The sequence below is a fragment of the Roseateles flavus genome (genome assembly GCF_039872765.1).
Taxonomy (GTDB): Bacteria; Pseudomonadota; Gammaproteobacteria; order Burkholderiales; family Burkholderiaceae_C; genus Roseateles_B; species Roseateles_B flavus.
Genome location: NZ_JBDPZC010000002.1, coordinates 25,420 through 46,684, shown reverse-complemented (window position 1 = coordinate 46,684; position 21,265 = coordinate 25,420). Strand labels below are relative to the sequence as shown.

Below are 21,265 nucleotides of genomic sequence, written 5' to 3'. Positions count from 1 at the left end.
ATCAACCGAAGTGATCCCGTTGCCCCTGCCACCCTCTCCTACAGTTGTTATGACTTTGTAAATGGGAGCAAGTCATGACGAGGACGAGAGCAAGAACCCCCGTGGCCGCGGCCGTCGCGGTGCTGACCCTGGCAGCCTGCGCGCTGTGGCAGCCCATCAAGCCCACGCCCGACAACACGCCGCTGCCGGACCCCGTCGGCCCGATGTCCGTGGTCACCCTTGACCAGGGCTGGGACCAGTCCACGCGCATGTCCTACTGGTTCACCTCCCAGGGCTCCCAGATCGTGCCCTACCGCTGGTTCCTGGTGCTGGAGCAGGCCCACAGCACCGAGCGGTTCCGCAGCGACGCCCACATCGAGCAGCTGGGCTACCTGCCCGCCGCGCCGGGCCCGGGCGCCTGGAACCCGGACGGCCTGCCCGTGGGCTTCACCAAGGCCAGCAGCAAGGGCCAGGACTGGATGGGCATGAGCTGCGCCGCCTGCCACACCGGCCAGATCAACTACAAGGGCCGCGGCCTGCGCATCGACGGCGCACCGGCCCTGTCGAGCTTCGACCGCTTCTACGCCGAGCTGGTGGCGGCCCTGCAGGCCACGCAGGCGGACGAGGCCAAGTTCCAGCGCTTTGCCGCCGCCCTGGGCCAGACCAGCCCCGCCCAGCAGCAGGCCCTGCGCGATGATCTCGCCCGCCAGACGCGTGACTCCGCCGCCCGCCTGGCCCTGAACAGGCCGACCTACGACCCCGGTCACGCCCGCCTGGACGCCTTCGGCAACATCTTCAACGAGGTGCTGGTGACGGCCCTGGATCAGCCGAGCAACGCCCGGCCGCCCAACGCCCCGGTGTCCTACCCCTTCCTGTGGGACACCCCCCAGCACGACAAGGTGCAATGGAACGGCTCCGCGCCCAACGGCCCGCTGGGCCTGGGCGAGGTGACCCGCAATGTGGGCGAGGTGCTGGGCGTCTTCGGCGGCCTGCACATCGAGGACTGCAAGCCCCAGGGCTGCAGCTACCCCAGCACCGTGGACATCGTGGCGCTGGGTCACCTGGAGGGCTGGCTGCGCAGCCTGTGGTCGCCGCAATGGGACGAGAAGGTGCTGGGCCCGCTGGACCGCGAGCTCGCCCGCAAGGGCGAGGCGATCTATGGCCAGCAGTGCGCGAAGTGCCACCTGCCCATCGAGCGCACCAATCCCTACCGCCGGATCACCGCGCAGATGCATGACGTCGGCACCGACCCGGCCATGGCCACCGCAGTCGCCATGCGCCAGGCCCTGACCGGGCGGCTGCAGGGCACGCCCATCATCACCAGCCTCCCGAAGCGCTTCGGTGACAAGGACGGCGGGGCCACCATCGTGGTCCAGGGCGCAGTGGGCGTGATGTTGAGCACCAAGGAGGCCCGGATGGCGACGCTGCGAGCGCTGATCATCCAGTACGAGGCCCAGCTGGCCGACGAGCTGCGCGGCGCCGGCCAGTTCAAGGCACCGGCCGGCTGGACGCACGAGAAGCCCTCCGAGGAGCTGCTCAACAAGGTGCTGGCCACGCCCGCACCTCACGAAGATCCGCCGCCCAGCCTGGCGCCCTACAAGGCCAGGCCGCTCAACGGCATCTGGGCTACGGCACCCTATCTGCACAATGGCTCGGTGCCCTCGCTCTGGGCCCTGCTGCAGCCGGTGGCGCAGCGGCCGGCGCGCTTCTTTGTCGGCAGCCGCGAGTTCGATCCGGTGCGCGTCGGCCAGGTCAGTGACCAAGGTCCCTCGCTTCTGGACACCAGCCTGCCCGGCAACAGCAATGGCGGCCACCTGGCCGGCACGACCCTGCCCGAGGCAGACAAGCGCGCCCTGCTCGAGTACCTCAAGACCCTGTGAACGGTGCCGCCGCCCCGGCGCCGGGGGCGGGCGGCCGCCACAGGATGCAGCGGTAGGCCTGGCGCAGCCGGCCTTCGCGGGCCTGCTGGCCCAGCCATTCATTGACCGTCTGCCGGGAGACGTTGGCCAGCGCGGCCAGCTCCGCCTGGCTGACCCGCAGGCGCCGCCAGCCGGGCTCGCCCGGCAGCGGCTCGCCGCGTTCCTGGTCCAGCTGCTGCAGACCCAGCAGCAGGCGCTCCGCCGCCGTGGCATGGCGCGAGGCTGCCAGCAGCCCCAGGGTGCCAGCGAAGCGGCCGGCGAATTCCTGCATCAGGGCGCGCGCAAAGCCGGGCAGCTCATCCATCAGCCGGGTATAAGCCGCCGGGCCGATGGCGATCAGCACGCTGGGGCGCAGCGCCACGGCCTCGTAGCGTGAGGGCTGACGGCACACGAAGCCGGCCAGGCCGAAGAGCCGCGGCGGCCGCATGGTTTCCAGCACCGAGACCTGGCCGTCCAGGCCGCTGAAGCGGGCCTCGATCTCCCCCTGCACCACCGCGTAGAAGGCCTGGGGCTGCTGGCCCTGCAGCAGCACCGCCTCGCCCGTCGCCAGGCGCTGCAGGCGCAGCAGCGGTGCCAGGGCTTGCCAGCGGGCGTCGTCCAGGGGCAGGCCCGGCGCCAGGCTCTCGAGGACGGCGGCGAAGCCGGTCCGCAGGTCCACACGGCCGGGGGCGGCCGCGCCGGGGCGGGGGGCTCGAGCCCGGGATGGGCCGGATGGGGCCCTGGCGGACGAGCGGGCGGCAGGGGCGCGAGGGGCGGACATATGGAAATTGTCGGGTATCCGACCATTGCGTGTCGGCCCTGCGCCTAAGCTTCGCCCATGACCGCTCTGCCTGCTTCACCGTCCTTCGCCACCGAGCCGCCCCGGCCGCCACGGCCGGACTGGTCCGCCCGGTTCCGGCACTTTGCCGATGAGGACTGCCCCGAAGATCCGCTCTACCAGGCCCTGTGCCGGCTGCTGGCGGCGCAGCCGGCCCTGCTGGCCCTGATGGACGAGGCGCCGCCCGAGCAGGCCCAGCCCAACCTCTATCTGGCGGCACTGCATGCACGGGTGATGGCGGCGCCGCAGTCGGCCCTGGCCGCCTACTTCCCCTCCGTGGGCGGCCGGCGCCTGCCTGACGAGGCCCTGGCCGCCGTCCTGGCCGGCTTTGTCGCCGACCATGAAGCCGCGCTGCGCAGCCTGCTGCGCCACCGTGCCACGCAGACCAACGAGATCGGCCGCTGCGCCCTGCTGTGGCCCGCCCTGCAGCATCTGGCGCGGGCCGGCGGCCGGCGGCGGCTGGCCCTGTTCGACTTTGGCTGCAGCGCCGGGCTCAACCTGGGGGTGGATGCCTACCGCTACCGCTACCTCGGGGAGGACGGGCAGGCGGTCGAGGCCGGCGCGCTCGCGGACCGGGACGCTCCGCAGATCAGCTGCCGCTGGCAGGGCGCGCTGCCCCGGCCGGAGGCGGGCTTCGAGCTGGCCTTTCGGCAGGGCGTGGACCTCAGGCCGCTGCACGCCGCCGAGCCGGAGGACGCCCGCTGGCTGCTGGCCTGCCTGTGGCCGCATGACCAGGAGCGCCGCGAGCGCCTGCAGTCCGCCCTGGCCCTGGCGCGGCAGCGCGCCTGGCCGGTGCAGGCGGCTGACGACGGCCTGGCGCGGCTCGAGGCCTGGCTGGACGGCCTGCCCCCAGATGTGCAGCCCGTGCTGTTCCACAGCTGGGTGCTCTACTACTTCCAGGCGGCGGACCGCCTTCGCCATGGCCAGCGCGTCGAGCGGCTGATGGCGCACCGGGGACTGTGGTGGCTCTCAGCCGAGTCCCGGGCTGACAGCGACTGGCCCGCCGACACCGCGCTGGCACCCCGGCCCGACGGCGTGTCCGCGGGCAGCGCCACGCTGTGGCAATGGCGCCGGGCCGGGCAGGCGCCCCAGGCCCTGGCCTGGTCGCATCCGCATGGGCGCTTCGCGCACTGGCTGGCGCCCGCGGCGGGCGCTCCGGGCCCGCGCTGACGGGTGCCCTTCGGCACGCGAACAGGGCCGCTCCCTGGCATAGACTCCCGCGCAGTGGCCCTGCGGCACAGCCGGCGCGGGGCAAGCCTCCCCTCATCAGGGACGAAGGCGCCCGCCAGGGCCTGGCGGGCCTGGGCTGCCGGCTGCGAGGCCAGGCGCCAGGCCCCCGGCCGCATAATGGCAGGCTGTCTCAGACCCCGGAGTGACCTGCCATGTTCCAACACGTTGACGCCTACGCTGGCGACCCCATCCTCAGCCTGAACGAAGCCTTCCAGAAGGATCCGCGGGCCGGCAAGATCAACCTGTCCATTGGCATCTACTTCGACAACGACGGCCGCATTCCCATGATGGATTCGGTCCGCAAGGCCGAGCTGGCCGTCGTCGAGTCCGCCGGCGCGCGACCCTACCTGCCCATGGAAGGCCTGGCCGCCTTCCGCACCGAGGTGCAGGCTCTGCTGTTCGGCCGCGACGCCGAGGTGCTGAAGGCGGGCCGCGTGGCCACCATCCAGAGCGTGGGTTCCAGCGGCGGCCTGAAGGTCGGCGCCGACTTCATCAAGCGCTACTTCCCCGAGAGCGCGATCTACGTCTCCGACCCCACCTGGGACAACCACCGCGCTGTCTTCGAAGGCTCGGGCATCGCGGTCAAGACCTATCCCTACTACGACCCGGTCACCGGCGGCGTGCGCTTCAAGGAGCTGCTGGAGGCCGTGCAGGCCATGCCCGCCAAGAGCGTGGTGCTGCTGCACGCCTGCTGCCACAACCCCACCGGCGTGGACCTGACCCCCACCCAGTGGGACACCCTGATCCCCCTGCTGAAGCAGCGCGAGCTGCTGCCCTTCCTGGACATCGCCTACCAGGGCTACGGTGAAGGCCTGGAGCAGGACGCCTTCGCCATCCGTGCCATGGCCGATGCCGGTCTGTGCTTCTTCGTGGCCAACAGCTTCTCCAAGAACATGAGCCTCTACGGCGAGCGCTGCGGCGGCCTCTCCGTCGTCTGCCCGGACGCCCAGCAGGCCACGCACGTGCTCGGCCAGCTCAAGGCCACCATCCGCCGCAACTACTCCAACCCGCCGATGCACGGCGGCCAGCTGGTCGCCAAGGTGCTGGGCGACCCGGCCCTGCGCGCCCTGTGGGAAGGCGAGGTCGAGGAGATGCGCGAGCGCATCCTGGCCATGCGCAACGCCCTGCACCAGGTGCTGTCGGCCAAGCTGCCGGGCCGCAACTTCGACTACTTCCTGCACCAGCGCGGCATGTTCAGCTACACGGGCCTCACGCCCGCCCAGGTGGACCGCCTGAAGGACGAGTTCGGCGTCTACCTGGTCCGCTCCGGCCGCATGTGCGTTGCCGGCCTCAACACCAAGAACGTGGAAGCCGTGGCCAACGCCATGGCCGCGGTGCTGGCGTGAGCCGGGCAGGCCGCATTGCCTGGGGCGCCGCACTGGCGCTGCTGGCCTGCGGCCTGGTTTTTTCCATCGGCCCCCGCAACGGCGAGATCGCCTGGGAGCCTGCCCCCATGACGCCCGTCCACCTGCCCGAGCAGATGGACGCGCTGGAGGCCCAGCTGGCCGCCGGCGAGGCGCGCGTCGCCGGCCTGACGCCGCAGACCGAGAAGCACATCGTCTGGGGCGACCAGGGCCGCAAACGCGCGCCCTGGGCCGTAGTCTACCTGCACGGCTTCTCCGCCACCCGCCAGGAGATGGCGCCTGTGCCCGAGCGCCTGGCCCAGGCCCTGGGCGGCAACACCTTCTACACCCGCCTGGCCGGCCACGGCCTGCCTGGCGACGCCATGGCCCAGGCCAGCCTGGGCCAGTGGAAGGCCGACGCGCTGGAGGCCCTGCAGGTGGGCCAGCGCATCGGCGAACGCGTGCTGGTGGTGGGGGCCTCCACCGGCGCCACCCTGGCCGCCTGGCTGGCCCAGCGCGAGGAAGCCAAGGACGTGGCCGGCTGGGTGCTCATCTCTCCCAACTTCGGTCCCCGCGATCCCAAGGCCGGCATCATCAACTGGCCCTGGGGCCGCAGCATCGCCCGCCTGGTGCAGGGCGCCGAGTACGAGGAGAAGCCCGCCAATGAGCGCAAGGCGCGCTTCTGGACCCACCGCTACCCCACCGAGGCGCTGTTCCCCATGATGGCCCTGGTCGAGCGCGTGCGCAGCAGCGAGCTGGGCAAGATCCAGGCGCCCACGCTGATGCTGATGTCCCCGCGCGATACCGTGATCGACGTCGCCGAGGCCCGCGCGGCCTTCGAGCGCATCGGCAGTCCGCGCAAGCAGCTGATCGAGGTCGACTACAGCGAATCGCCCGGCCAGCACGTGCTGGCAGGCGACATCGATGCCCCGCGCGCGGTGCAGCCCATGGTCGAGCAGATCCGCGAGTTCGTGGCCACCCAGGTCGAACCCCGGCCCTGATCGCGGGCCCTCGCCCCTTGCCACCTCAACAGGTGACGGTCCCCTGAAACAGGGGGCTTCTGCGCCGCAGATGCGATGGCTTTCGCCCAGGCAGCGGCGCACACTGGATCCATCACTGAAGCCGTAGAGGTGGACCATGGCACAGCTGATCAAGCCCCGCGGGGCCGCACATCCCGAGACCGGCATGGCCCGCATGGCCGCGCTGGGACGCAGCGCGATGAACGCCATCGCACGGCCGCTGAACATCGTCGGGAGCAGCAAGATCGATGGTCTGGAAGTCCAGGACTCGACGCTGGAGGAATGGGAGCAATGCCAGTCCCAGTTCGAGGACAAGTTCCGCCACGGCGTCTCCGACTACCTGCGCTGAGCGCCCTGCCTGCGCCGCTCCGTCCGCTCCTGGGTCCTCAGGATGCCGGCCGGATGCCGGCCGGGCGCTACATTGCGGTCCATGCATTGCAGCGCCCCCGCCACCCGCCCACTCCCCTTTCGGTCCCTGGTGCAGGCCGCCCTTCTGGGTCTGGCCTGCGTGGGCCTCTCCTTGCCGGTGCAGGGCGCCACGGAGCGGCTGCCGGCGCCGGTCGCCGCGGCCCTCCAGCGGGCCGGCCTGCCGCCTGAATCCCTGGCCCTGCGTGCCTTCCCGCTGGACCGCCCCCGCGCCGGCTATGCCTGGCAGGCGGACAGGCCCATGGTGCCGGGCTCGGTGGCCAAGCTGCTGACGGCCGCCGTCGCCCTGGACCAGCTGGGGCCAGGCGCGCGGACCCGGACCGAGCTGCTGAGCACGGGCACGCCGCAGGACGGCATCCTCGAGACCCCGCTGTACCTGCGCGGCGGCGGCGACGGCGAGCTGGACAGCGCCGCCCTGTGGCAGCTGCTGCGCGAGCTGCGGCAGTCCGGCGTGCGCGAGCTGCGCGGCGGCCTGGTGCTGGACCGCAGCGCCTTCCTGCCCGAGCGCGAGGACCTGCAGTCGCCGGACTTCGACGACACGCCCAACTTCCCCTACAACGTCGTGCCCGACGCCCTGCTGCTGGAGGGCGGCGTGCAGCTGCTGGAGCTCTCCAGCGGTGCCCAGGGGCCGGTGCAGGCGCGCCTGCCGGCCTGGCCGCAGCTGCAAGTCGACACCAGCGGCCTGACCCAGGCCGAGGCCCCCTGCCGGCACTGGGACGTGCTGCCCCTGCAGCCGCGTTTCGAGCCCGGCCAGGGCGGCACGCCGCCGCGCCTGCTGCTCAGCGGCCGCTTCCCCGTCGAGTGCCGGGTGAGCCAGGCCCTGCAGCTGCTGGACCGCCAGTGGCTGCTGGGCGAGACGGTGCGCCAGCTGTGGCTGTCCCTGGGCGGGACGATGAGCGGCGAGCTGCGCAGCGGGCGTGCGCCCGCCGAGGCCCGCGTGCTGCAGACCCGCTGGGGCCGGCCGCTGGCGGAGGTGCTGCGCGGCGCGCTCAAGCGCTCCGACAACGTCCAGCTGCGCCTCGTCTACCTGCGACTGGGCCAGCAGGCGGGCGCTGACTCCGCCCTGCCCACCCGCGAGCGGGCCGCCCAGGCGGTGCAGCGCTGGCTGAGCGAGCAGGGGATCGCTGCGCCCGAACTGGTGCCGGACAACGGCGCCGGACTCTCGCGCAGCGAGCGCATGAGCGCCGAGACCCTGGCCGCCGTGATCCGCCAGGCCGCCCAGGGCCGCCATGCGCCGGATTGGCTGGCCGGCCTGCCCCTGGCGGGTGTCGACGGCACGCTGTCACGCCGCTTCCAGGGCTCGCCGGCCCAGGGGCGGGCCCGGCTCAAGACGGGCACCTTGCGCAATGTCGTCTCCCTGGCCGGCCTGGTGCAGGACCGTCGCGGCCGCTCCTGGGTGCTGGTGCTGATGCTCAATGACGAGTCGGCCCTCTGGGTGGGTCGCCCGGCCCTGGACCGCATCGTGGACTGGCTGGCGGGTCAGTCCTGATCCCGCGGCCCGCCGTACTGGCGCTATGCTGCCTGCATGAAGCCTCTGGTCCTGACGCTGAGTCTGAGCCTGCTGGTCGCGACGCCGATCGCCGCCGAGCCACCGCCCGTGCTGCACTTCGGGACGGAACCCTTTCCGCCCTATGTGGTCGAGCGCCAGGGGCGGGCCGTGGGCCCCATGGTGGAGGTGCTTCGAGCCACCTGCGAGCGACTGGCCTGGCGCTGCGAGCTGACCCTGCTGCCCTGGCGCCGCGCGCTGGCCGAGGCCGAGGCCGGCCGCCTCGACGGCCTCTTCCCATTGCTGCAGACGCCCGAGCGCGAGCGCCTGTTCCACTTCAGCAGCCCCGTGCTGAATGCCCGCTACGCCCTGTTCAGTCGCAGCGGCCAGAGCTACCGCTACGATGGACCGGCCAGCCTGGAGGGGCGTGAGCTGGGCGTCTACGGCCCCTCGGGCACCTCGGCGGCCCTCAATGAGCTGCTGCAGGACGGCCCCGGCGTGTCGGTGCATGTGGAGCCCGACAACGCCACGGTGCTGCGCAAGCTGGTCCATGGCCGCTACGGCGAGCAAGGCCTGGCCTTCATCAACGAGAGCGTGGCGCTGTGGCTGCTCAAGCAGGAGCAGCTGCAGGGCCTGCAGATGGCCGGCGTGGTCCGGGAGATCAGCTACGGCTTTGGCCTCGTCAAGGCCCGGCTCTCGGAGGCCGACTTCCAGCGCTTCGACGAAGCCCTGGCGGCCAACTGCCGCAGCGGGCGCACGGCCGCGCTGGTCCGCCCCTATGCGCTGCCGGCCTCGGCCTGTGTGGTGCGCATGCCGCGCTGAGCGCCGGCGCGGGGCCTGGCGCGCCAGATGCGCGCCTCGCAGGCCCTATGCTGGCAGCCTCATCCCCGGAGACAGCACCCCATGCCCCTGACGCCGCGGGCCGCCTGCGCCCGCCTTCCCGGCTTCCGTGCCCTGGTCCGCCTGCTCGGCACCGCAGTGGCGGGCCTGGCCGTGCTGGCGGCCCAGGCGGCGCCGGCGCCCCGGCGTCTCTTCCTGACCGAACCCTTCCCACCCTACACCTACGAGCGTGCCGGCAAGCCTGCCGGCCCCATGGTGGATGTGCTGGACAAGGCCTGCGAGCAGCTCGGCTGGCGCTGCGAGATCCGGGTGATGCCCTGGCGGCGGGCGCTGGCCCTGGCAGAGCAGGGTGAGGCCGACGGCCTGTTCACCGTGGTCGACGCCCCGGAGCGGCGCAAGTACTTCGCGCTCTCGCCGGCCGTGCTGCAGGCGCGCTACACCGTCTTCGGTCGCCAGGGCGAGAGCCTGCAGTACAAGGGGCCGGCCTCGCTGGAGGGCCGCACGGTGGCGGCCTACGGCCCTTCGGGCACCTCGATGATGCTGGAGGAGCTGGCCCAGGGCCTGCAGATCCAGACCCTGATCGAGCGTGACAACCTCACCGTGCTGCGCATGCTGCATGCAGGCCGCTACGGCCCCCTGGGCCTGGTGCTGATGAACGAGGCCGTGGCCCTGTGGCTCACCGCCCAGAACGACATGCCGCCCCTGCAGGCCGTGGGCACGGTCAAGCAGTTCGGCTACCACTTCGGCCTGAGCCGCCAGCGCCTGAGCGTGGCCGATCAGCAGCGCTTCCAGCGCAGCCTGCAGCAGCTGTGCCGCAGTGGGCGCATGGCCGAGCTGTTGCAGCCGTATGCGCTGCCGGCGGCGCCCTGCAACTGAGGGCCCCCGCTCAGGCCACCACTGGCGCCAGGATGCGCAGGGTGCGGGCGTCCGCGTCGATTTCGGCCTCGGCGCCGACGGGCAGGGTGAACTTGCGCGGAATGTGGCCGATCATCGCGCCGCGGTAGACCGGCACGCCCAGCCCGCCGAAGTAGTCCTCGAAGACCTCGTCCAGCGTCAGCGTGCCGTAGTTGCCGTCGCCCGGCTCGCACTTCGTGAACTGGCCCAGCACCACGCCGGCCAGACGGCGGAAGGCCCCAGCCAGGCGCAGGGTGGCCAGCATGCGGTCCACGCGGTAGATGTACTCGTTGATGTCTTCCAGGAAGAGCACCGCGCCGTCGAAGTCCGGAAAGTAGGCCGAGCCGGCCATGGCGCTGAGCACGGCCAGGTTGCCGCCCACCAGCCGGCCGCGGGCGCGCCCGCCGCGCACGGTCCAGGCGCGGTCATGGGCCTGCACCAGATCGCCCCCCTGCTCGCCCTCGGGATTGCGCAGCAGCGGCGCCTCGCCCGCCATCACCAGGGCACGGAAGTGCTGGGTGGTGAAGGCCGTCCATGTGGAGCCGGCAAAGGGCGCATGGAAGGTGAGGAGCCCGGTCTGGCGGTGGATGGCGTTGATCAGGCAGGTGACATCCGAGAAGCCGCCGAAGAACTTGGGATGCTGGCGGATCAGGCCGTAGTCCAGCCGGTCCACGATGCGCGCACAGCCCGAGCCGCCGGTGAGGGCCAGCAGGCCGGCGATGCCGTCATCGGCGAAGAAGCGGTGGATGTCCTCGGCGCGTTCGGCATCGCTGCCGCCGAACTGGCCCCGGCGGGACAGCGCATGCGCGCCCAGCTTCACCTTCAGGCCCAGGGCCTGCAGGGCCTCGATGGCCAGGGCCACGGGCTCGCGTTCGAAGCTGGCGTTGGCGGGGCTGATCAGGCCCAGCGTGTCGCCCGGGCGCAGGCGGCGCGGGCGCACGGGGTCAGGTCTTGCGCTCGCAGCCCCTGCGGCGCCGGTGGCGGTCAGCGGGCCGAGCACGGCCGGGGCCTGCAGGAAATGACGTCGGTCCATGCGGGGCTCCTTCACAGCACGCGGGGCAGGGTGACGCGCGCCTGCTCGCGGTCGCCGAACTCGAAATGCCACCATTCCGTGGCGATGGTGTGGAAGCCGCCCGCACGCATCGCTGCGCGCAGCCAGCCGCGGTGCACCAGCTGCTGCGCCGTCAGCAGGCCCAGGGCCAGGTGTTCGGCCTCGTGGTCGGGGTGGGACAGCAGGCACATCTCGTCGAAGCCCGAGCCCATGTCCAGCTCCTGGCCCTGCTCGTCCAGCAGGCCGGCGTCCACCGCCACGCCGAAGGAATGCAGGGAGCCGGCCTCGGGGTGGGCCAGGTACATCGCCAGCGGCGTGCCGGCCAGCTCGGCGTAGAGCGCCTCCTGCACCCGCTGCGGGCGCAGGGCATCGAAGACGCGGATCTGCCACTGCGGCCGCTGCCGCTGCAGCCATTGCGCCGCGCGCCGCAGTCCCTCGGCCGCGTCCTTTCGCAGGTAGGCGCAGTCCAGCGGGCCATAGACGTCGCGGCTGACGAAGTTGTCGGGCGTGGCGTAGCGCAGGTCCAGGTCGACCTCCGCCATGCCGTGCAGGGGCAGGAAGTCGGGGTGGGTCGCGATGTCCTCGCAGGCAATCATGGGAACGGGCAGGGTCTTCATTCGCGCCAGACCTTCTCGAACTCGACCCCGCCATTGGGGTTGATCACAAAGCCCTTCACGTCCGCGCGCACCGGCAGGTACAGCGTGGAATGGGCGAAGGGGATCCAGGGCCGCTCGCGCTTGAAGATCTGCTGGGCCTGGACGTAGAGCGCGCTGCGCCGCGGGGCATCCGGCGTGGCGCGCGCGGTGTCGATCAGGCGTTCGAACTCCGCGTTGCAGAACTTCACGCCGCTGCGGTTGGCCGCGCAGCTGAGATTGGGGGTGAGGAACTCGTCGGCATCGCCGCTCTCGCCGCTCCAGCCGCTCATGTAGACGTCATGCTCGCCCTTGTTGGCGCGCTTGAGGTACTCGCCCCACTCGTAGGTCTTGATGCTGGCGCGCACGCCGATGCGGGCCCAGTCCTGCTGGATCATCTGCGCCAGCAGCAGGCCGTTGGGATTGGTGGGCCGCGCGATGGGCAGGGCCCACAGGTCGAGGGCGAAACCCTGCGGGAAGCCGGCCTCGGCCAGCAGGCGGCGCGCGCGTTCGGGGTCGTACTCGTTGCGCAGCGTCGTGTCGAATCCCGGGATGGCTGGCGGGAAGGCGCTGGTGGCCGGCGTGGCGTCGCCGCGCGGGAACAGCACCTTGAAGAGGGCCGGGCGGTCGATGGCGATGTCCAGCGCCTCGCGCACCGCCCGGATGCTGGTGGGCGCGCGGGCCAGGTTGAAGCTCAGGTAGCTGATGTTGAGGGCCTGGACCTGCAGCAGCTGGATGTCCGCGCGCTTGGCGAGCACCGGCACGTCGATGTCGCGGGCCGGTGCGCTCACCTGGCATTCGCCGGCCAGCAGCTTCTGGATGCGCACGTTGGGCTCGCGGGCAATGGCGAAGATCAGCTTGGGCGTGCGCACCGGCCCGGCCCAGTAGCCGGGGTTGGCCTCCAGGCGCAGCACGTCGTCCTTGGCATAGCTGCGAAAGGCGAAGGGGCCGGTGCCGATGGGTGCGTTGTTCAGCTTGTGCGGTTCGCCGCGCTGCAGCAGCTGGGCCGCATACTCCGCCGAATGGATGCCCGCGAAGGGCATGGCGAACCAGCTGAGGAAGACGACGTTGGGCTCGCGCAGCGTGAAGCGCACGGTGTGCTCGTCCAGCTTCTCCAGCTGCTGCACCAGCTTCGCCAGGCCCAGGTTGTTCGGGTAGATGAAGTTGCCGGGCAGGGCCTTGTTGAAGGGATGGGCGGGGTCCAGGAAGCGGCCGAAGGTGAAGAGCACGTCGTCGGCATTGAACTCGCGCGAGGGCGTGAACCAGGCCCGCGAGTGGAAGCGCACGCCGCGGCGCAGCGTGAAGGTGAAGACGCGGGCGTCCTGCGACACCGTCCAGCGCTGCGCCAGCCGCGGCACCAGGGCCGTGCCGCCACGCTCGAAGCCCAGCAGGCCCTGGAACATCTGGCGCACGGCGTTGTTGGTGCTGGTGCTGTCCCACAGGCCGGGGTCGAAACCCTCGGGGCTGGCCTCGCTGCAGTAGACGATGGGCTTGCCCACCGGCAGCGTGGCCTGGGCCGATGCAGCGGCGGCCGCCAGCATCAGCAGGGGAGCGAACAGCGGGGAGAGACCGGGGCGGGACATCGGCACAGGCGCGCAAGGCAGGTGGGACTGGGCTGCCATTGTGAGCGCAGCGCGCGCCCTGTCCAGGCAGGGTGCGCTCATGGCCGTGCGCCTGCGGGCGAGGGCAGGCGGGCGTGGCGCCGGCGAAACTCGCCCGGCGTGCAGGCCAGCAGGGCCTGGAAGCTGCGGTGCAGGCCGGCCTCGCTGGCATAGCCCAGCTGCTCGGCCACGGTCTTCACGGGCAGGGCGGACTCGCACAGCAGCTCCGCCGCCTGGCGCAGCTTGAGCAGGCGCAGCCACTGGCCGGCGGCCAGGCCGGTCTGCGCCGGCAGCCAGCGGCTGAGGCTGCGCACCGACAGCCCCAGCGCCTGCGCCGCCGCCGCCAGCGACAGCCCCTGCGCCGGCAGTCGCTGCGCGAAGACGATCAGGCGGCGCAGGGCCTCGTCGGACTGGCCCATCAGCTCCACGGGACGGAAGGCCGCCGGCCACTGATGCGGGCGCGGCAGCATCAGCACGGCCTCGATGTCACGCAGAGCCGACGCCTCCAGACGCTCCGCCAGGGCCTGCAGCATCAGGGGCAGGTAGCCGTGCGGCCCGGCGGCGGTGCGCACCGGGCCGCTGGACACCAGCAGTTCGTCGAAGCGCCAGTGCACCTTGGGGAAGCGGGCGCCCAGGGCCGGTCTGAGCCACCAGGTGGCCGTGGCGTCCCGGCCGTCCAGCCGCCCGGCGGCCGCCAGCAGGGCGACGCCAGCGCAGTAGCTCCACAGCGCATGCCGCCTGGGCAGCTGGCCCAGGGCCTGCACCAGGGGGGCGAGCGTGGCCAGCTGCTGCGCCAGCGCCTGGGGCGAGTCCGTCCAGAGGCCGGGCAGCAGCCAGGCCTCGCAGCCGGCTTCGGCCAGGGCCGCCTCGGCGGCGAGCACCGGGCCCTGCCAGGTCTTCACCGGGCGGCCATCCAGGCTGACCCAGCGCAGGCGCAAGACCTCGCGGCCGGCGCGAAGATTGGCCGCCCGGGCCAGGTCCGCTGCGGCGAAGAGGCCGGCGGGCATGCAGCCCTCGAAGAGCAGCAGGCCCAGGTTCAGCGGCGGTCTTGGCATGGCTTGGCCTGAAACGGCATGAAATTGGCGAATTGCGCCATTGTGGGGGTCAGCCGGGCTTTGAACAATCCGGCCAACGACCACTCACCACGCCCTCCGCGAGACCGCCCATGCACATCACCCAGATCCGCAATGCCACCGTGCTGCTGGAGTTCCGCGCCGGCGGCCACGACGTCGCGCTGCTGGTGGACCCCATGCTGGCGGAGGCCGGGGCCCTGCCCAGCCTGCGCTACCTGGGGGGCACGCGGCGGCGCAATCCGCTGGTGCCGCTGCCGGCCGCCGCGGGGCCGGCGCTGGAGCGCGCCACCCATGCGCTGATCACGCATTGCCAGAAGGGCCACTTCGACCACCTGGATCGCGCCGGCCGACGCTTCCTGCGCGAGCGCGGCCTGCCCGTGCTCTGCATGCCGGACGATGCCGCCTGGCTCAGCACCCGCGGCCTGCAGGCGCAGCCGCTGACAGGCCTGCAGCGCCAGCCCTTCCTGGGTGGCTTCGTCACGCCTATTCCCTGCCTGCATGGCCGCGGCTGGGTGGGGCGGCTGATGGCCCATGGCGCGGGCTACCTGATCGAGATGCCGGGCGAACCCAGCGTCTATGTGGCAGGCGACACCGTGCTGCACGAGCCCGTGCGCCACTGCCTGTCGGTGCTGAAGCCGGACATCGCCGTGCTGCCTGCCGGCGGCGCCCGCTTCGACCTGGGCGGTGAGATCCTGATGGACGCGGCCGAGGTGGCCGAGGCCGGGCGGCTGTTCGCGGGCCAGCTGGTGGTCAACCACCTCGAAGCCCTGGACCACTGCCCCGTGAGCCGCGAGGACGTGCGGCGGGAGGCCGCCTGCCTGGGCGATCGCCTGTGGGTGCCGATGGACGGCGAGTCGCGCCGCTACCCAGCCCCGGCGGGCCTTCAGCGCGCGGCCTGAGCCAGCCGGCCGCAGAGGTAGGTCCAGACGAACTGCGCGGCGGCGTAGCTGGTCAGCTCGGCGTGGTCGTAGGGCGGGGCCACCTCCACGCAGTCCATGCCCACCCAGGGCAGGTCGGCCAGTTCCTCGAGGAGGCTCAGCACCTGGTTGCTGCTCATGCCGCCGGGCTCGGGCGTGCCGGTGCCGGGCGCGAAGGCGGGGTCCAGGCAGTCGATGTCCAGGCTGAGGTAGATCGGCGGATGGCCCAGCGCCGCCATGCGCTCGCGGATGCCGCCCAGCACGCCCGCCAGCTGGGCCGGGCTCTCCAGGCCGCGCAGGCTGCGGGCGTCGTGAATCAGGCCGCCCTGATCTCGGACGTAGTGGCGGGCCTCGCGCTGGCCGGCCGAGCGGATGCCCAGCTGCACCATGCCCTCGGGCATCACCAGGCCCTCCTGCAGGGCCTCGTAGACCCAGGTGCCATGGCCGCTGGGCTCGCCGAAATGGTCTTCCCAGGTGTCGCAGTGGGCGTCGAAGTGCAAGCAGGCCAGGGGCCGGCCCAGCTGCTCGCGGTAGGCCCGCAGCAGGGGCAGGGTGATGCTGTGGTCCCCGCCCAGCCAGACCATGTGCTGCTGCGCGATCAGGGGGCGGATCAGCGGCATCATGGCGGCGCGCATGCCCTCCAGGCTGGTGTTGGGCAGGGGCAGGTCGCCATGGTCCTGGAGATGCCCGTCCGGCGTGGTGTCGAAGAAGGGGTGGATGCCGTCGCACAGCATGTGGCTGGCCTCGCGGATGGCGCGCGGGCCGAAGCGGGCGCCGGGGCGGTTGGTGACGCAGCCGTCCCAGGCGATGCCGGCCAGGCCGAAGGGCTTGCTGCCCGGCGCGGCGGCGGGCTGCTTCATGAAACTCGTGTGGCTGAGGAAGGCGAACTGCGTCATGGCGAGGTCATGGAGGGGAGGGCGGGGCCATCTTGACCGAAGTCGGCGCCGTCGTCACCTCGTGCGAGCGTCGAGACAGGGCGCGGGGCTCAGCCGCGGCGCAGCCTGGGGTCCAGCGCGTCCCGCAGGCCGTCGCCGACGAGGTTGACGCTCAGCACCGTCAGCAGGATGGCCAGGCCCGGCAGGCTCAGGACCCAGGGCGCGCGCTGGAGCGCGTCTCGCGCCGTGGCCAGCATGCCGCCCCACTCGGGCGTGGGCGCCTGCACCCCCAGGCCCAGGAAGCCCAGGCCCGCCGCCTCCAGGATGGCCGAGGAGAAGGCCAGCGTGGCCTGCACGATCAGCGGCGCCGCGCAGTTGGGCAGCACGGTGCGGAACATCAGGTGCCAGGACGAGGCCCCGGCGGCCCGGGCCGCCTGCACGTAGTCCCGGGACTTCTCGGCCAGGGCGGCGGCCCGCGCCAGGCGCGTGCTGCCCGGCAGTGCGCCGATGGCGATGGCGATCACCGTGTTCATCAGCCCCGGGCCGAGGATGGTGATCACGCAGATGGCCAGCAGCAGCCCCGGCAGGGCCAGCAGCACGTCCATGCTGCGCATCACCAGGGGCGAGAGCCAGCGCTCGTGGAAGGCCGCCAGCAGGCCCAGCACGATGCCCGGCACCAGCGCCAGCACCACCGAGGCCAGGCCCAGGCCCAGGGAGACGCGCGCGCCGTGCAGCAGGCGCGAGAGCAGGTCGCGGCCCAGCTCGTCGGTGCCCAGCGGGAAGCGGGCGATGCCGCCCTCCATCCACAGCGGCGGCTGCAGCAGGTGGTCGCGGTACTGCTGCAGCGGATCGTGCGGAGACAGCCAGGGCGCCAGCAGGGCCGCCAGCGCCACCAGGCCGAACACGCCCAGGGCCGCCAGGGCGCCGCGCTGCGTGGCAAAGCGGTCCCAGGCCGCGCGTGCCGGGCTGCGGCCTCGCGGCGGGCGTGGGGTCAGGTCTTGAGTCCGGGAGGGCTGGTTCATGGCTTCAGCGCGCACGCATCCGCGGGTTGACGACGCCATAGAGCAGGTCCACCGCCAGATTCACCCCCATGAAGGTCAGCGCGGAGATCAGGATGCCCGCCTGCACGACCGGGTAGTCGCGCCGGGCGATGGCGTCGATCAGCCACTTGCCCACACCGGGCCAGGAGAAGATGGTCTCGGTGAGCACCGCGCCGGCCAGCAGGCTTCCGGTCTGCAGGCCCACCACGGTCAGCACGGGCACCAGAGCGTTGCGCAGGGCATGGCCCAGCACCACGCGGGCGGTGGAGAGGCCCTTGGCGCGGGCGGTGCGGATGTAGTCCTCCTGCAGCACCTCCAGCATGCTGGAGCGCGTCATGCGGGCGATCACCGCGGTGCTGGACGTGCCCAGCACCAGCGCCGGCAGCAGCAGGTGCAGCAGGGCCGAGCGCCAGGCGCCGGGCTCGGGGTGCAGGGCGGCGTCGACGAGCATGAAGCCGGTCACCCGCGTGACCTCGTACTCGATGGCGATGCGCCCCGTCACCGGCGTCCAGGCCAGGCCCACCGAGAAGGTCATGATGAGGATCAGGCCCCACCAGAACACCGGCATGGAATAGCCCAGCGTGGCCAGGCCCATCACGCCCTGGTCCAGCCAGGAGCCGCGCTTCAGGCTGGCCGCCAGGCCGAGGCCCAGACCCAGCAGCAGGGCCAGCAGCAGGGCGGCCACGGCCAGCTCCACCGTGGCAGGGAAGAGGGCGAGGAACTCCTGAGCCACCGGCTCATGGCTGACCAGGCTGCGGCCGAGGTCGCCCTGCAGGAGCTGCTGCAGGTAGCGGCCGTACTGCACGGGCCAGGGCGCGTCCAGCCCCAGTTCGTGCATCAGCCGGGCGTGCGTGGCGGCGTCCAGGGCGCGCTCCCCCATCATCACCTCGACCGGATCGCCGGGCACCAGGCGGATCAGGCCGAAGGCGACCAGGCTCACGCCCAGCAGCGTGGGCAGCAGGGTCAGCAGGCGGCGCAGCAGGGCGTTGAGCATGGGCGGGTGTCAGCGCGGCAGGCTGCCGTCCTTCATGCGAAATCCCTCGCGGCGGGTGATCACGTCCAGCAGGGCGGCGGTCTCGGCGTCGGCCTCGCCGTCGTAGCGGGCAGGGCGGTACTTCATCTGGAAGGCGGCCAGCACCTTGCGGGTCTCGGTGTCCCAGAGGCCGCTCTGCGTCAGGCCGAAACCGTGCTGGGCCAGCTTCTGCTGGAACCAGGCCGCGTCGGGCAGCCCCTGCTCGTAGAAGGGGCGCAGGCTCTCCGCCAGGGCCTCGTCGGGCCAGGGGATGAGGCCGGCCGCCCACAGCTGCTTCCAGGGGAAGGCGGGGCCGGGGTCCTGCTTGCTGAGGGGTTGCACGTCGCTGTGGCCCAGGATGCGGTCCGGGCGGATGCGGTGGCGGGCGACGATGTCCTGGCACAGGCGGATCACCTCGTCGATCTGGGCCTGGGGGAAGGGTGCGTAGCGCGGGCCGTCGGGGGTGTCCACCCGGCCGGGGTTGACGATCTCGATGCCGATGGAGGCCGCGTTGAGGTTGCCCCAGCTCTTCCAGCGGCTCACGCCGGCATGCCAGGCGCGCCGCGACTCGTCCACCAGGCGGTAGATGCGCACGGGCTCGTCGCGCACCAGGTAGTGGGCCGAGACCTCGCCACCACCGGGGTTGGGCTGGGTGAGGGTCTTCAGCGAACTCTCGAAGTTGCCGACGGTGTAATGCAGCACCAGCAGCTGGGCGCGGCTGTCCTGGTTGAGGGACGAAAAGCTGTCGTCGATCTGCAGGCCGCGCGGGCCGGTGGCGCAGGCGGCCAGCAGCAGGCTGGCCAGCAGGGGCAGGGAGCGGGTGAAGCGAACGGCACTCATCGGCCCGCATTGTTGCAGCTTGTGCATTGGGGAAAGGCCCGATCCCGCCGAGGGGCCTGACGAGCGGCACGGAGCGGGTCCTGGCGCCACAATGCGGCCCTTCACGAAGACACCCTTGCCCCACCATGAAGACTGCCCGCAAGACCGCCTGGCGCCTCAGCGCCCTGGGCACCGCACTCGTCCTGGCCAGCCTCGCCCAGGCGCAGGACGCCAAGCCCGCCGAACAGCCGCTGCAGAGCCTGCCCTACACGCCCAGCCTGGACCTCTCGGCCATGGACCGCACGGCAGACCCCTGCGAAGACCTCTACCAGTACGCCTGCGGCGGCTGGAACAAGAACAACCCCATCCCGGACGACCAGGCCCGCTGGTCCGTCTACGCCAAGGCGGCCAATGACAACCAGCGCTACCTCTGGGGCATCCTGGAGAAGCTGGCCCAGCCTGCGGCCCCCGGCGAGACCCGCAGCGCGTCCCAGACCAAGATCGGCGACTACTTCGCCGCCTGCATGGACGAGGCCGCCGTCGCGAAGAACGGCCTGGCCGCGCTCAAGCCGCTGATGAACCGCATCGGGGGCCTGAAGGACAAGTCCGAGCTGCCCTTCGTGCTGGCGGCCCTGCACCAGAACACCCACAACAACCGGCTCTTCTTCAGCTTCGGCTCCGGCCAGGACTTCGCTGACAGCACCCGCCAGATCGCCTTCGCGGCCACGGGCGGCCTGAGCCTGCCGGAGCGCGACTACTACCTCAAGACCGATGCCAAGAGCCGCGAGCTACGCGCCAAGTTCCAGGCCCATGTGGCCCGCATCTTCGAGCTGATGGGCGATACGAAGCCGCAGGCCGCGGCCAATGCACGCCTGGTGCTGAGCGTGGAGACCGCGCTGGCCAAGGCCTCGCTGAGCGTGGTCGACAAGCGCGACCCCTACAAGAGCTTCCACCGCTACACGGCCAAGCAGCTGCAGGCCCTGATCCCGGACTTCGACTTCCCCGCCTACCAGAGCGCGCAAGACCTGACCCCGCAGCAGGAGTTCAACGTCACCGAGCCCGCGTTCTACAAGGCCCTGGGCCAGCAGTGGAAGCGCCTGCCGGTGGCGGACCTCCGCACGATGCTGCGCTGGCAGCTGGCCAGCAGCATGGCGCCCTATCTGGGCCCGGACTTCGTCAACGAGCACTTCGAGTTCTTCAGCAAGACCCTGCACGGCGTGCCCAAGCAGCAGGCGCGCTGGAAGAAGTGCGTGACCCTGGTCGACGGGCAGCTGGGCGAGGCCCTGGGCCAGGAGTTCGTGGCCCGCAACTTCAGCCCTGAGCTGAAGGCCGCCACCATCCGCATGACCGAGCAGATCGAGGTCGAGATGGGCAAGTCCATCCAGGCCCTGCCCTGGATGAGCGAGGACACCAAGAAGCGTGCGCTCGAGAAGCTGCACAGCATCGTCAACAAGGTCGGCTACCCCGACCAGTGGCGCGACTACAGCCGCTTTGCCGTGCTGCGCGAGGACTTCGTGGGCAATGTGATGCGCGGCCAGGCCTTCGAGCGCCGCCGTGACCTGGGCAAGATCGGCCAGCCCCTGGACCGCGGCGAATGGGGCATGACGCCGCAGACGGTCAACGCCTACTACAACGCCCAGATGAACGACATCAATTTCCCGGCCGGCGTGCTGCAGCCCCCGCTGTACGACGCGAAGCTGGACGATGCGCCCAACTATGGCAACACCGGCGGCACCATCGGCCACGAGCTGGTGCACGGCTTCGACGACGAAGGCCGCCAGTTCGACGCCAAGGGCAATCTGAAGGACTGGTGGACCAAGAAGGACGCCAAGGCCTTCGAGCAGCGCGCCGCCTGCGTCTCGAAGCAGTACGCCCAGTACAAGGTGATCGACGACATCAAGATCAACAGCAAGCTGACCCTGGGCGAAGACCTGGCCGACCTCGGCGGCCTGGTCCTGGCCTGGGCCGCCTGGCAGACCCAGATCGCCGGCAAGCAGCTGCCCACCGTGGACGGCCTGACGCCGGAGCAGCGCTTCTTCGTGGGCTTCGCCCAATGGGACTGCAGCGACACCCGGCCCGAGGCCGCCCGCGTGCATGCCGCGACCGACCCGCACTCGCCGGGCCGCTACCGCATCAACGGCGTGGCGGTGAACATGCCCGAGTTCGAGAAGGCCTTCGCCTGCAAGCCGGGCCAGGCCATGGTCAAGCCGGCAGCGGAGCGCTGCAAGGTCTGGTAAGCCGGACCTGAAGTGAGCGGAGGGCTGCTGCGGCGGCCCTCTTTTTTTGGCAAGA

19 protein-coding genes are annotated in these 21,265 nt (G+C 71.7%); 10 read left to right on the top strand and 9 right to left on the bottom strand.

Annotated features, from left to right (window positions below):
- Positions 1 to 74: 74 nt before the first annotated feature.
- Positions 75 to 1,859, top strand: a complete 1,785-nt coding sequence (locus ABDJ40_RS06145; protein WP_347607564.1) for a di-heme-cytochrome C peroxidase — start codon at positions 75 to 77, stop codon at positions 1,857 to 1,859.
- Here the strand turns inward: ABDJ40_RS06145 and ABDJ40_RS06140 are convergent.
- Positions 1,846 to 2,556: a Crp/Fnr family transcriptional regulator gene (locus ABDJ40_RS06140; protein ID WP_347607561.1), complete on the bottom strand. Its 711-nt coding sequence runs from the start codon at positions 2,554 to 2,556 to the stop codon at positions 1,846 to 1,848. The two genes, ABDJ40_RS06145 and ABDJ40_RS06140, sit on opposite strands and share 14 nt — an antisense overlap.
- A 159-nt stretch (positions 2,557 to 2,715) precedes the next feature.
- On the opposite strand from ABDJ40_RS06140, the gene ABDJ40_RS06135 reads away from it, so the two are divergent.
- From ABDJ40_RS06135 to ABDJ40_RS06105, 7 genes are all read left to right on the top strand, one after another.
- Positions 2,716 to 3,885 carry a DUF2332 domain-containing protein gene (locus tag ABDJ40_RS06135; RefSeq protein WP_347607558.1) on the top strand — a complete coding sequence of 390 codons (1,170 nt, stop codon included), beginning with the start codon at positions 2,716 to 2,718 and terminating at the stop codon, positions 3,883 to 3,885.
- A gap of 212 nt (positions 3,886 to 4,097) precedes the next feature.
- Positions 4,098 to 5,291, top strand: a complete 1,194-nt coding sequence (locus ABDJ40_RS06130; RefSeq protein WP_347607555.1) for an amino acid aminotransferase — start codon at positions 4,098 to 4,100, stop codon at positions 5,289 to 5,291.
- Positions 5,288 to 6,289, top strand: a complete 1,002-nt coding sequence (locus ABDJ40_RS06125) for an alpha/beta hydrolase (protein WP_347607552.1) — start codon at positions 5,288 to 5,290, stop codon at positions 6,287 to 6,289. The genes ABDJ40_RS06130 and ABDJ40_RS06125 overlap by 4 nt, the downstream gene beginning before the upstream one ends.
- Positions 6,290 to 6,425: 136 nt before the next feature.
- The gene (locus ABDJ40_RS06120) at positions 6,426 to 6,656 is read left to right on the top strand and encodes a hypothetical protein (RefSeq protein WP_269632479.1); all 231 of its coding nucleotides are present in this window, start codon (positions 6,426 to 6,428) and stop codon (positions 6,654 to 6,656) included.
- Between the two features lie 81 nt (positions 6,657 to 6,737).
- Positions 6,738 to 8,222, top strand: coding sequence for a D-alanyl-D-alanine carboxypeptidase/D-alanyl-D-alanine endopeptidase (gene dacB / locus ABDJ40_RS06115; RefSeq protein ID WP_347607547.1), 1,485 nt, complete (start codon positions 6,738 to 6,740; stop codon positions 8,220 to 8,222).
- A 36-nt stretch (positions 8,223 to 8,258) separates the two neighbouring features.
- The gene (locus ABDJ40_RS06110; RefSeq protein ID WP_347607544.1) at positions 8,259 to 9,041 is read left to right on the top strand and encodes a substrate-binding periplasmic protein; all 783 of its coding nucleotides are present in this window, start codon (positions 8,259 to 8,261) and stop codon (positions 9,039 to 9,041) included.
- A gap of 81 nt (positions 9,042 to 9,122) precedes the next feature.
- Positions 9,123 to 9,935 (top strand): substrate-binding periplasmic protein, encoded by an 813-nt coding sequence (locus ABDJ40_RS06105; protein WP_347607541.1) that lies wholly within the window; start codon positions 9,123 to 9,125, stop codon positions 9,933 to 9,935.
- A 10-nt stretch (positions 9,936 to 9,945) separates the two neighbouring features.
- Here the strand turns inward: ABDJ40_RS06105 and ABDJ40_RS06100 are convergent, their stop codons facing one another.
- From ABDJ40_RS06100 to ABDJ40_RS06085, 4 genes are all read right to left on the bottom strand, one after another.
- The gene (locus ABDJ40_RS06100) at positions 9,946 to 10,986 is read right to left on the bottom strand and encodes a S66 peptidase family protein (protein ID WP_347607538.1); all 1,041 of its coding nucleotides are present in this window, start codon (positions 10,984 to 10,986) and stop codon (positions 9,946 to 9,948) included.
- An 11-nt stretch (positions 10,987 to 10,997) separates the two neighbouring features.
- Positions 10,998 to 11,621, bottom strand: coding sequence for a M15 family metallopeptidase (locus tag ABDJ40_RS06095; RefSeq protein WP_347607535.1), 624 nt, complete (start codon positions 11,619 to 11,621; stop codon positions 10,998 to 11,000).
- Positions 11,618 to 13,219, bottom strand: a complete 1,602-nt coding sequence (locus ABDJ40_RS06090; RefSeq protein WP_347607532.1) for an ABC transporter substrate-binding protein — start codon at positions 13,217 to 13,219, stop codon at positions 11,618 to 11,620. Before ABDJ40_RS06090 ends, ABDJ40_RS06095 begins: the two co-directional genes overlap by 4 nt.
- A gap of 77 nt (positions 13,220 to 13,296) precedes the next feature.
- The gene (locus ABDJ40_RS06085; RefSeq protein WP_347607529.1) at positions 13,297 to 14,292 is read right to left on the bottom strand and encodes a helix-turn-helix domain-containing protein; all 996 of its coding nucleotides are present in this window, start codon (positions 14,290 to 14,292) and stop codon (positions 13,297 to 13,299) included.
- Between the two features lie 110 nt (positions 14,293 to 14,402).
- On the opposite strand from ABDJ40_RS06085, the gene ABDJ40_RS06080 reads away from it, so the two are divergent.
- The gene (locus tag ABDJ40_RS06080; RefSeq protein ID WP_347607526.1) at positions 14,403 to 15,209 is read left to right on the top strand and encodes an MBL fold metallo-hydrolase; all 807 of its coding nucleotides are present in this window, start codon (positions 14,403 to 14,405) and stop codon (positions 15,207 to 15,209) included.
- On the opposite strand, the gene ABDJ40_RS06075 is transcribed toward ABDJ40_RS06080, so the two are convergent.
- The 4 genes from ABDJ40_RS06075 to ABDJ40_RS06060 form a co-directional block, all read right to left on the bottom strand.
- Positions 15,194 to 16,123, bottom strand: coding sequence for an agmatinase (locus ABDJ40_RS06075; protein ID WP_347607523.1), 930 nt, complete (start codon positions 16,121 to 16,123; stop codon positions 15,194 to 15,196). The two genes, ABDJ40_RS06080 and ABDJ40_RS06075, sit on opposite strands and share 16 nt — an antisense overlap.
- An 89-nt stretch (positions 16,124 to 16,212) precedes the next feature.
- Entirely contained in the window at positions 16,213 to 17,124 is a 912-nt protein-coding gene (locus ABDJ40_RS06070) for an ABC transporter permease (protein ID WP_347607520.1), read from the bottom strand.
- A 4-nt stretch (positions 17,125 to 17,128) separates the two neighbouring features.
- Positions 17,129 to 18,136, bottom strand: a complete 1,008-nt coding sequence (locus ABDJ40_RS06065) for an ABC transporter permease (protein ID WP_269632468.1) — start codon at positions 18,134 to 18,136, stop codon at positions 17,129 to 17,131.
- Between the two features lie 9 nt (positions 18,137 to 18,145).
- Positions 18,146 to 18,994 carry an N-acetylmuramoyl-L-alanine amidase gene (locus tag ABDJ40_RS06060; RefSeq protein ID WP_347607515.1) on the bottom strand — a complete coding sequence of 283 codons (849 nt, stop codon included), beginning with the start codon at positions 18,992 to 18,994 and terminating at the stop codon, positions 18,146 to 18,148.
- Positions 18,995 to 19,119: 125 nt separating this feature from the next.
- Here ABDJ40_RS06060 and ABDJ40_RS06055 point away from each other — a divergent pair, with 125 nt between their 5' ends.
- A complete protein-coding gene (locus tag ABDJ40_RS06055) occupies positions 19,120 to 21,210 on the top strand; it encodes a M13 family metallopeptidase (protein ID WP_347607512.1) in 2,091 nt (696 codons plus the stop codon).
- The last annotated feature ends 55 nt before the right edge of the window (positions 21,211 to 21,265 follow it).